This is a genomic window from uncultured Roseibium sp., assembly GCF_947499295.1.
Lineage (GTDB): Bacteria > Pseudomonadota > Alphaproteobacteria > Rhizobiales > Stappiaceae > Roseibium.
This window is the reverse complement of sequence record NZ_CANMNP010000025.1, coordinates 16796-26566: the sequence shown is the minus strand read 5'-3', so window position 1 is coordinate 26566 and position 9771 is coordinate 16796. Positions and strand designations below refer to the sequence as shown.

The 9771-nt window shown below is 51.9% G+C and carries 14 protein-coding genes; 9 read left to right on the top strand and 5 right to left on the bottom strand.

Going from position 1 to position 9771, the window contains the following annotated elements:
* Positions 1 to 33 precede the first annotated feature (33 nt).
* The 9 genes from Q0835_RS26915 to Q0835_RS26875 all read left to right on the top strand — a co-directional run bounded on the left by Q0835_RS26915 (position 34) and on the right by Q0835_RS26875 (position 8421).
* Positions 34 to 984, top strand: coding sequence for a hypothetical protein (locus Q0835_RS26915; protein ID WP_298966137.1), 951 nt, complete (start codon positions 34 to 36; stop codon positions 982 to 984).
* Positions 984 to 2996 carry a hypothetical protein gene (locus Q0835_RS26910; RefSeq protein ID WP_298966134.1) on the top strand — a complete coding sequence of 671 codons (2013 nt, stop codon included), beginning with the start codon at positions 984 to 986 and terminating at the stop codon, positions 2994 to 2996. Before Q0835_RS26915 ends, Q0835_RS26910 begins: the two co-directional genes overlap by 1 nt.
* A gap of 165 nt (positions 2997 to 3161) precedes the next feature.
* Positions 3162 to 3323, top strand: a complete 162-nt coding sequence (locus Q0835_RS26905) for a hypothetical protein (RefSeq protein ID WP_298966132.1) — start codon at positions 3162 to 3164, stop codon at positions 3321 to 3323.
* Positions 3324 to 3556: 233 nt separating this feature from the next.
* On the top strand, positions 3557 to 4819 hold the full coding sequence (locus tag Q0835_RS26900; RefSeq protein WP_298966129.1) for a tail fiber domain-containing protein: 1263 nt from the start codon (positions 3557 to 3559) through the stop codon (positions 4817 to 4819).
* 88 nt (positions 4820 to 4907) lie between these two features.
* Positions 4908 to 5792 (top strand): peptidoglycan-binding protein, encoded by an 885-nt coding sequence (locus Q0835_RS26895; RefSeq protein WP_298966126.1) that lies wholly within the window; start codon positions 4908 to 4910, stop codon positions 5790 to 5792.
* A complete protein-coding gene (locus Q0835_RS26890; RefSeq protein WP_298966123.1) occupies positions 5792 to 6142 on the top strand; it encodes a hypothetical protein in 351 nt (116 codons plus the stop codon). The genes Q0835_RS26895 and Q0835_RS26890 overlap by 1 nt, the downstream gene beginning before the upstream one ends.
* Positions 6139 to 6360, top strand: coding sequence for a hypothetical protein (locus Q0835_RS26885; protein WP_298966120.1), 222 nt, complete (start codon positions 6139 to 6141; stop codon positions 6358 to 6360). Before Q0835_RS26890 ends, Q0835_RS26885 begins: the two co-directional genes overlap by 4 nt.
* Positions 6361 to 6696: 336 nt before the next feature.
* On the top strand, positions 6697 to 7929 hold the full coding sequence (locus Q0835_RS26880) for a hypothetical protein (RefSeq protein WP_298966118.1): 1233 nt from the start codon (positions 6697 to 6699) through the stop codon (positions 7927 to 7929).
* 315 nt (positions 7930 to 8244) lie between these two features.
* Positions 8245 to 8421 carry a hypothetical protein gene (locus Q0835_RS26875; protein WP_298966116.1) on the top strand — a complete coding sequence of 59 codons (177 nt, stop codon included), beginning with the start codon at positions 8245 to 8247 and terminating at the stop codon, positions 8419 to 8421.
* A 105-nt stretch (positions 8422 to 8526) separates the two neighbouring features.
* Here Q0835_RS26875 and Q0835_RS26870 read toward each other — a convergent pair whose 3' ends face one another.
* The 5 genes from Q0835_RS26870 to Q0835_RS26850 are packed head-to-tail and all read right to left on the bottom strand — an operon-like array spanning position 8527 to position 9678.
* Positions 8527 to 8748, bottom strand: a complete 222-nt coding sequence (locus tag Q0835_RS26870) for a DUF551 domain-containing protein (RefSeq protein ID WP_298966113.1) — start codon at positions 8746 to 8748, stop codon at positions 8527 to 8529.
* 9 nt (positions 8749 to 8757) lie between these two features.
* Positions 8758 to 8931 carry a hypothetical protein gene (locus Q0835_RS26865; RefSeq protein ID WP_298966110.1) on the bottom strand — a complete coding sequence of 58 codons (174 nt, stop codon included), beginning with the start codon at positions 8929 to 8931 and terminating at the stop codon, positions 8758 to 8760.
* A 7-nt stretch (positions 8932 to 8938) separates the two neighbouring features.
* Positions 8939 to 9133 carry a hypothetical protein gene (locus tag Q0835_RS26860; protein WP_298966108.1) on the bottom strand — a complete coding sequence of 65 codons (195 nt, stop codon included), beginning with the start codon at positions 9131 to 9133 and terminating at the stop codon, positions 8939 to 8941.
* Positions 9134 to 9145: 12 nt separating this feature from the next.
* Positions 9146 to 9424, bottom strand: coding sequence for a hypothetical protein (locus Q0835_RS26855; RefSeq protein ID WP_298958345.1), 279 nt, complete (start codon positions 9422 to 9424; stop codon positions 9146 to 9148).
* A 20-nt stretch (positions 9425 to 9444) separates the two neighbouring features.
* Entirely contained in the window at positions 9445 to 9678 is a 234-nt protein-coding gene (locus Q0835_RS26850; RefSeq protein WP_298966107.1) for a hypothetical protein, read from the bottom strand.
* Positions 9679 to 9771: the final 93 nt, after the last annotated feature.

Sequence of the window (9771 nt, the reverse complement as noted above, 5' to 3'; positions counted from 1 at the left end):
CCTGAAGTGGCCCTTCCTGTCGCCGCTGGACTGATGGGCAATCAGGGCAATACACAAAACGTTGCAAATGCGCTGATGATGGCAGGCCCTGCACTTGGTCGACAGGCTGGTCAACGAAAGCAGTTGCAGCAACGCAATCGCACGCTGGAATTTCTGCGTCAGAATTCCCCGGAGATGGCGCAGGCTGTCGAGAGTGGTATGCCTGTCAATGAGGCTTGGAAGTCATATTTGGCTCAGAGGAGGGCTCAAACTCCGGGTACGCCTACTTACAGCAAATCTCCCGTTTATGGCACGGACGCTGAAGGCAATACTGTGCTCGGCACTCTCGGGGATGACGGTTCATTCAAACAGATTGATACCGGTGATTTCAATGTTTCCAGCGGCTTTGAGAAACTTGATACCGGCACAGAAATCATTCTCAGAGACAAGAAAAACGGCCAAGTTATCAGTGTGACGCCGAAGGACAATTTCGGTGCTTCGGAGCAAAAGGCGCTAGGAGCGGCGAGCGGAAAGTCTCAAGCAGAAGCTCAGTCTTCCTATGACAGCATATCCTCCAAAATGCCTGGGCTTTATGAAGTCGTTGACAGGCTCGATAAATTGGCCGAAGACGCGACATACACCCTTGCCGGTCGCGCACTAGACGAGGGCATGAGGCAGACTGGTATGGAGCCTCGTGAATCGGCTGTCGCGCGCGCGGAGTACATTGCGGTTGTAGATAACCAGATCCTACCTCTTCTCAGAGATACCTTCGGCGCTCAATTCACTCAGAAAGAGGGCGAAACTCTCCGTGCGACTCTAGGCGACCCAAACAAGAGCCCAGTAGAAAAGCAAGCTCTCCTGAAGGCATTTATCCAGCAGAAGGAACGTGACCTACAGGCCTTGGAAAGTCGGTTAGGGGTGTCTCCAAATCAACCCGCAATTCCTCAGTCCACTGCCACGCAGCAGGTGACTGTTGACGGGTATACCATCCAGCAGGTGGAGTAATGGCATCATTCGAAATCACGGCTCCTGATGGTAAGAAATATCGGGTCACGGGTGAGAATGCAGAAGGTGCCTTTAAAGCACTTCAGAGCCATCTTTCCGGGGGTGGTGCTCAGCCAGGTAAGGACAGTGACCAATCTCGTGTGTCAGGCGCTGCGGATTCATTCACGCAAGGCGTGACGTTTGGATTTGGCGATGAGCTGACAGCAATCGAGGCGGGGGTCTTAGGAAGAACGCCAGATGGTGGTTGGTTTGACTATTCCAAGTCCTTTGGCGAGCGTTACGACGACGCACTTAAGGCGGAAAGAGGTCAGCAAGACGATTTTAGGAGAGAGAATCCGATAACCGCAACTGCGGCGGAGTTGGCTGGGGGGCTTGCCACAGGCGTCGGGGCGGCAAAGGGTGGCGCGACGATTGTAGGCCGGATGGCAGGCCAGCCACTCAAGAGGCGTATTGGCGCGGGTGTCGTAGAGGGCGGTGCTTATGGCGCGGCATACGGCACTGGAAACGCCGATGAAAATTCCCGTATTGAAGGAGCTTTGAGCGGCGCAGCAACCGGCGCTGTCCTCGGGGGAACTATTCCTGTCGCTGGGGCTGGGGCGAGGAAGCTTGCCGCTCCTATCGCAAATAAAATCGGCAAAGCCCGTAATCCTATCAGCGCGCAAAACAGTGCGGCGGCGGAAAGAATTATGTCTGATGCCAATAAAGCGGGCTTACAGGCAGATGATCTTATCCAAGGTGTGAGAGAGGGGCGATCAATCGGGCAGCAAGATGTGATGCTCGGGGATCTAACAAGGGCAGTGAAACGCCAACCAGGAGAGGGCCGAAAGGTCATCAATGACGCGCTGAATAAAGGATATACGGCAAATAACGAAGCCACTAAAGACAGCGCCATGTCTGGCCTTAATGCGGCTGATAATTTTTATAAATGGCGCGATGGCTTTGCACGGTCGAAGAGTAAAAACGCTAAGGCTGCTTACGGTTCGGCTTTTAAACAAAATTGGGGCTCGAAAGGCCCTCCTTTTGCGCTTGATGGTATTGTTCAATCAGGCCGCATCCCGGCTGAAGCACTTCGATCCGCTCAGAAAATTGCGCAGGCTGAGGGACGCCCCTTCGGCAAGCAGTTAGTCGCGTCGATAGACGATGCGACCGGCGCGGCAACTTTCTCTCGCCTTCCGTCTCTAGAAGAAACTGAACTAATCCGAAGAGGTCTTGCCTCAGCCGCCTCCAAGAACTTCCGATCTGGAGACGGCAGTGTAGGAGCTGCTTACCGGAACCTTGAGCAAGAAATAAGGGGTATTCTCGATGATGCCTCACCGGCATTGAAGAGCGTTCGTAAATCGTATGCAACTGCGTCCCAGATTCAAGAGGCGGCAGATGAAGGGCTTGGTCTGCTGAATAAATCCGCAGATGAAATTGAATACATTGTTTCGACAAAATCAAAGCACGAAATCGAAGCGCTCCGAATGGGTCTTGCCAGCGATCTAAAGCATCGAATTGAACGAGGGCATCTAAATCGAGACGCGGTTAGGCAGGTATTCGGCTCAGAGCGGCAGCGGCGTGCCCTGCAAGCCCTATGGCCTTCCAAAGCTGGCTTTGAGAAGTTCAGAAAGCAGATGGAAAACGCTTCAGAATTTTCCGCTTTCCGACAGAATGTCCAGGGCAACAGCCGGACGCAGCAAGACTTAGCTGATAGTGGCGCATTGGGTGGTGGACTAGGTGGGGCTGCTCGAAACCTTATGGTCGGGAATGTCAAAGGTGCCGCCGTTGATGCTCTAATCTCGTTTAGCGGTCGATTTGTAAATCCTGCGAAAGGACTACCGCCGCAGCAGCTTAAGCGTATGGCTGAGATATTGGTGGAGACAGATCCGACAAAAGTTCAGGCGTTGCTCTCAAAGGCTCAATCCGGCGATCATTCAGCCCATCGGCAATTGGAAGCAGCTATTCGTAGTGCATTGGAAAGCCCAGGTTTCCAGAGAAATGCGACTGTCGGATTAGTGGCGGCTAGCCAGTAACGTACTTGTAGATAAGAAAACCAGCGCCGACGATTAAGGCTCCTATAAAGTCCCAAAAGATTGTTTGACGCTTTTGCTCTTCGGTTGGTTTTTCGCTCATAAGTCCTCAGATCTGCCGCCGCAGAAAACTACCGGAATCAACGCAGAGTTTCAAGGAGAGCAGACATGAAAGTTAAGCTCGAAGCCAATTCAGGTGAATTAGCTATTGATAGGTGTGGCTTTAATGCCTTCAAACAAAGTTTCTATCGCTTGTATCGCTTCCTTTCTACCCGCGTCCGTTTCCATACCGTCGATGCTGATGGTGTAGTTGGACGCCATAATGATTGACTTTTCTTTCTGCTCCTTGAGGAAGCCGATAGGGTCATCGTGGCGTTCAGCGACGTAAATCAATAACTGAGTGTACATACACCTGAGGGCGACAAAATTTCCCGTGTTATGATCTGACACAGTTTTACTCCTTTAAGTTGATTATAATAGCGTTACTACACACGCATTAGGGGTGCAGTGTCAATAAATGAAGGCCGTTCTTCGGAGCGGCCTTTTTCTATGGAGGGTCGTGAATGAGCGTCCTTGATTATTCAGAAACGCGAAGTTCCAATACCGCGATTGATGGTATAGGAATTTCGGGCTCTAACGCTGTTCAGAATTTCGATGATGCCCTCCGCCAGATAATGGCGGACACGGCATCTTCAATCACCCGCTATGTAACGAAGGCAGCGGCATACACTGCCGTGAAGGCTGATTATCGTCAGCTCATTGAGTTCACTGCTACGGCAACTCTAAGCCTCACCACCGCATCAACGCTAACAAGCGGTTGGATGTGTATTGTAAAGGCGAATGGCGGCGATGTGACGATTGATCCGGCAAGTTCGGAGCAAATTGATGACGCAGATACTAAAGTGTTGCCAGATGGGTCATATGCATTCGTTTACTGTAATGGGTCTGCGTTCATTTCGATTTCTCTACCGCCCATTCTTGACGATATACTCGCTCTCACTCCTACAAACGGAAGCGCTATTGTTGGAAACGGAGCGACTTGGGGAACCTTAGCTCTTGGTACTGCTGCAACAAAAGACACCGGAACTTCTGGAACAAAGATACCGCTTCTAGATGGCGACAACACCCACTCCGGCACAAACTCTTTTTCGAACAACGTGTTCATCCAGAAAGACAGCATCGCTGCTGAGCAAGAAGTTTTTCGGGTTCGTGATGATCACACTACATCGGGCTCAACAGGAAATGTTGTTTCCTCAATTACACGTCAGAACAGCCCCACGAACTGTCTGATTTTTGGGAACGATGGCAACAACGCAGCTTTAATTGGTGCCAACAACAACGCCCTTCGTGTTGGAAAGTGGGTTTCTGGAGTTTTTACAGAGTATTTGAACATTAGCACGTCTGGTGTTGTGGATTTGGATGGCTCCACTTCATTCAGGGCACCACCTGTCTATGACAAAACAACAAGCCAGTCAGCGAATGTTTACGTCGCGTCCGGGTCCGGCAACGAGCTACAGCGTTCGACTTCCTCAAAACGGTACAAAAGAGAAATTGAAGATATCGAATTTGGCTACTCCAAGAGAGTAGTTGAGGAGGCGCGGCCAGTTTACTATCGATCAAAATGTCAAGCGGATAAGCCGGACTGGTCTTTCTGGGGATTAATTGCTGAAGAACTAGCCGAACTTGACCCTCGACTAGTTCAATGGCGGGAGGAAGGCGAAAAACATTTTGCTGAAGGTGTGATGTACGACCGTTTAGTTGTTCATCTCATAAAATATGCGCAGCACCTAAAGGACCGAATAGAAGTCCTAGAACGTCAAGCTTAGTTGCGTTGAATTAAATCTCCCCAATACGCCCTTTGAGGCGGTTTTTTCATATCTGACAACCGGCGCAAATGCCGGAAATAGGTGAAACATGCTTACGACCAGTAAGCGTGGCAGAGACTTTATTGCCACGCACGAAGGCGTTGTTCTGCGCGCATACAAGGATGTGGTTGGCATCTGGACCATCGGCGTAGGGCACACAGCGCGAGCAGGGGGCATAAAGCCCAAGCCAGGAATGAAGATCACCCATGAGCAGGCCATGGATCAGCTCGAAGCGGATCTTAGGAAATTTGAAGGACGCGTGCGAAAGCAGGCTTGCTTTGATAACCAACATTCATTCGACGGCGCGACTTCGTTCGACTTCAACACCGGGCGCATTCACAACGCGACTTGGGTGAAGCGTTTCCGTGAAGGTGAGCTAACTAGAGCTGAAGAATCCATAATGCTATGGGTGAAAGCTGGTGGCCGCAAAATTCGCGGGCTTGTCAATCGCCGTAACGCGGAGCGTCGGCTGATCTTCTATGGAGACTATGGCCACATAAAACATGCAGAAGGCCAGCGCCGATCTGAGCCGCTCGACATCCTACCTAGAGAACAGGACCCGATGGTGAAAGAGGCGCAGGAGCTTCTAACTGCTCGCGGGTTCAACCCAGGCGCAATCGACGGCTGGTGGGGAAGGAATACTAAGGGTGCACTTCTCGAATATCAGAAGACACACCCGCATTTGACCAATGACGGCATTCTTGGCCCGGCCACAATGGCGCAGCTCCGTCGTGACGCTCTGGTGGTTAAGGACACGATGCAGAAGGGCGGCGGAACTGTCATCGGCTCCGGGGTGCTGTCCTTCTTCTCCGGGCCCCCTTGGCAATGGGTTGTTCCAACTGTTTTTGTGATGGTTCTTCTGTATTTTGGTTGGCGCAACCGCGATCTTATCGCCGCTCGCCTCAACAAGCTTCTGGGTCGTGAGGTGGATTGATGTGGTGGCTTAAGAGCCTGATTGATATTCCGGGTGCGTTGGCCGATGCCTACGCGGCCAGGGAGTCCGCTAAGACTGAGCGGGAACGCATTCGTTGGGACGAACGGGTGCGAAAGCTTGAGGCTCGAAAGGAGAGTATTCTCCAAGCCCAAAAAGACCCGTATGAGAGATGGGTTCGCATCGGCTTTGCCTTCCCCTTTGTTGTCTACATCAACAAGCTAGTTCTCTGGGACAAGGTGCTAGGACTTGGTGCGACTGACCCACTCTCTGCTGACCTCACACAAATCATGATGATCGTAATTGGCGGCTACTTCGTTGACACTGTGGTGCGGAGGGTTATGCGCCGATGACGGACAACGAGCAGTCCCGCATTGCTGTGCTGGAAAACGAAATCAAACACCTGCGCGAAAACATGGAGAAAATGTCCCGCAGGCAGACTGAAATGTACGATCTGATGATGCAGACAAAGGGAGGATGGAAAACACTTGCGATATTAGCCGGTATCTCAGGTCTGTTTGGTGGCGTTCTGGTCAAACTAGCCCCACTGCTTTCCCATATTCCAAAATAGGAGGCTGACCATGCCCCCGCTATTCCTGCGTTTCTGCGCCGCAATCATCGCTGGCGCAATCATTGGCCTATGGATTCACCCAGCCAATGCACTCGGGTTCCCAATCCCTCAGCCTAAAGGCTGCGTTACGTTCTGGGATTCTGCAAAAGCTCTCCGAATTGCCCAGCATCATCCATTCTCTACCGGTCGTTATTTAAGTGACTCGAATTTTGTTTTATTTGGCGTTCGTGATGGCGGTGGCGTCATGCTGAGGCACTCAGATAGTTGCTGTCTCATATCGCTTTCTATCGCGCCCAGGATGGCCTTACGTCTCCTTGCAGATCAGGAGAGCGCTTGATGCCGACACGCCCTCTATCAAATGAAGTCCTTCAGAAAACTATCGATGTCTACATTGCATCTATGCGTAGCTGGACAGATTCAGCCAAGAAACTAGGCATCGCCAGATCAACACTCGAACACCGATTGAAGGTCGCCAAGCGTCGAGGCATGCTTGGTCCAATGCCTAAAGCTCTGGATGGCTTTGAGGTCAAAGAATATTCCGAACAGATTGGTAAGAATGGAGAGGTAAAAAGCCGCTCGACCAAATACTCCCCTGAGGGCGGCGGTCAGTTTGAAGTTCCCGACGGATACAAGATCAAAGGCGAAAGCGTCCTCACGGATGCTGACGGCCAAATTCGCGCAAGATGGGTAAAGACTAAAGAAGGCGAAGAAGATCCGCTCCAAGTCGCATCAGTGGTTCGCGGAGCATTTGAGGGGTTCGTAGCTAAATCTCCCAACATCTGGCGTTTGAAAGACCACGATGAGGACTCTCTGACCGTGTACCCTCTCGCGGATTTCCATCTCGGTATGTTCGCTTGGTCGAAGGAAACTGAAGGGCCGGATTGGGATCTCAAGATTGCAGAGAGAGTACTGACAGAAACGTTTCAAGAGCTTGTGGAACGAGCGCCCAAAAGCCGCAAGGCTGTCATCCTGGGTCTTGGCGACCTAATGCATGCTGATAGCCACAAAAACCAAACCCCAGGCTCAGGCAACATCATGGACGTGGATACGCGCTACCAGAAGGTTTTGCCGAAACTCTGCGATATCATCATCCAATGCACCGAGTTCGTCCGTCACAAGCATGCTGAAGTGGAGGCCGAGTTTAAGGCGGGCAATCACGACCCAGCCTCAACCGTTGCCATCAGAACGGGTCTCGATCTCTATTACCGCAATGACAAGCATATGACCGTAAACACATCGCCATCGCCCTTTTGGTGGCATGGGTTCGGCGTGAATATGCTGTGTGGCACACATGGAGACGGAGCGAAGATCAAAGACCTTCCAGGCATCATGGCAAGCTACAAACGGGAGATGTGGGGCTCGAGTAAGTCATGCCACGCCTTCACCGGCCATGTGCATCATGAGCTGTGCACGGAAAAGGACGGAACAAGGGTTTATTCCCTGAGAGCGCCGATACCCTCAGACGCTTGGCACAGCGCAGAAGGTTACCTGTCTGGCAGGTCTATGTATGGCTTTCATTTCCATAAGGATAAGGGATCTACAGGCCGCAGTGAGGTCGAAATACTATGAGCGAGCCACACGAATTTGGCACTATCCGCAAAATCTCCGGTACGAAGACATATGAGCTGACAGTTGGTCCACACAGACATGTACTGGCTGAATCAGCATTCTACGGGATTTTGAAGAGCGGAACCGGGATTGAATTTGGCAGCAAGGAAGCGCGTGCAAACTTACGGCAGCATCGTGAGAGAAAAGCACGAGAACAAAACCCGTAATAAGTTGCGTATCTTCTGCAACTAATTTCCAGATGTTCGACACATTCCCCTCTTGTGTTCACGGTGTGACGGGCCTTTCCGCTTACTGTTTCGGTTCGGGTGGTTTGCCGTGTCCGCGATAGAGCGGCGCAGGGCCAAATTCCCAGTGGCTTTCACCGCCGCAAACGCCGCAGGTGAAGGTGTCGAAGAATGGGTTTTCCTCGCACGTTTTCATTTCGTGTTTGCCGTCAGTTTCAACGCACTGATGACACCACGGGCAACGGCGGATCATCCCCCAACGCTTTAAAAGCCGGTCAATAAGCTTCTTCGTTGTCCAATTGTGGAGACGCTGCACGAAATCTGTTTTCGGCACGTCCTCTTTGGGCTTCCAAAGCATGAGGGGCCTTTCGAGTCACTGTTTTGAGGGAGGGGCGGGAAGCGGCATCCAGTGGGACGGCATGGAGTCAATGACCCAGCCAGCTTGCCCATTCTCGGTGAACCGTCGTCCGTGCCCGTTGTAGTCAGAATGATGATACGCAATCACGACCTTGCCGCGCCAATGGTTATCGGAGTGATGCATCACAAGAACCTTTTCTTCTATCGGCGCATTCTCCATGTCAGTTCGCCAATCCATCACAGCCTCCTATTTAAGCGCGAGTGCAAGCAGGTCATGCGCCTTCTTCAGATGCTCGCGGTCGATATTGTCTTTGATGTCGTGAAGCCCGTACCAGACCACCGCACCAAGCTCTTTGTAGGCTTGGTCAAGCAGCGCGCGCCGTGTCGTGGCCGGTGCCTCTTCTAAGTCGATGTCGGACATGACGGCCTCAGTTTTCGATTTTTCGGGAAGCGCGAAAACGGCCCCCGGCAAGCTTGTCAAATTCTTCGAAAGCCTCTTCCAAATCCGGGTCGTTTATCTCGCTCACGGTATCGGATACCGCCTGCAATTGGATTTCGAGTTGCGCCCACCAATCCGGGTCAGCAGCGCTATTCGCTCGGTCCGTTCCAGTGCATGTTTTCATGGCAAGGGTCCTCTAATTGTTGAGTTTGCGATTGAGGGCGGAAAGCACTTCGGCAGTCTCTTCGCAAAGCGTGCTGTCCCCGTATTCTTGAGAGATATCGACGCGCTCTGTTTTTCCCTCGTGCTCATATTCCATAGTCAGCCCTTCGGCCTCGCACTGCCACTTGTGATGCGTCGCAAGGATGTCGCGTGCCCGTTCAAGCAGCTTGGCATCTTTGATCATCGCATCAATGTCGACCGGCTCTGTGCACCGGCAGGTTGGGCAATCGTGCTTTTTTGCTGCAATGCTCATGATCAACCGGGCCTATTGAGTCACTGTTTTGAGGGATAGGCGACTGCGGTGTCGCCCCATTCATCACGTAGCTGGATAGGCTGACCGTTCTGTAGCTCTTTGACAGCTTCGGTGATCGCTTGCGAAGCGTGATCTCGTTCCCTTTCAAGGTAGAGAATTTTAGCCTCAAGCTCCGCTACACGACGGACGTGAACCCGAGTGTTGTCTCGAATGTCACTCACCAGCCGGATTGAATTCTTCTGCTCTTCACTCATCTGCCGGGCCTTTCGAGTCAGAGATTGGCGTGGATCTTGTTCCCGCAGACGGGGCAATTAACTGAAATGAAATTACCGTCTCGCTGGTCTTGC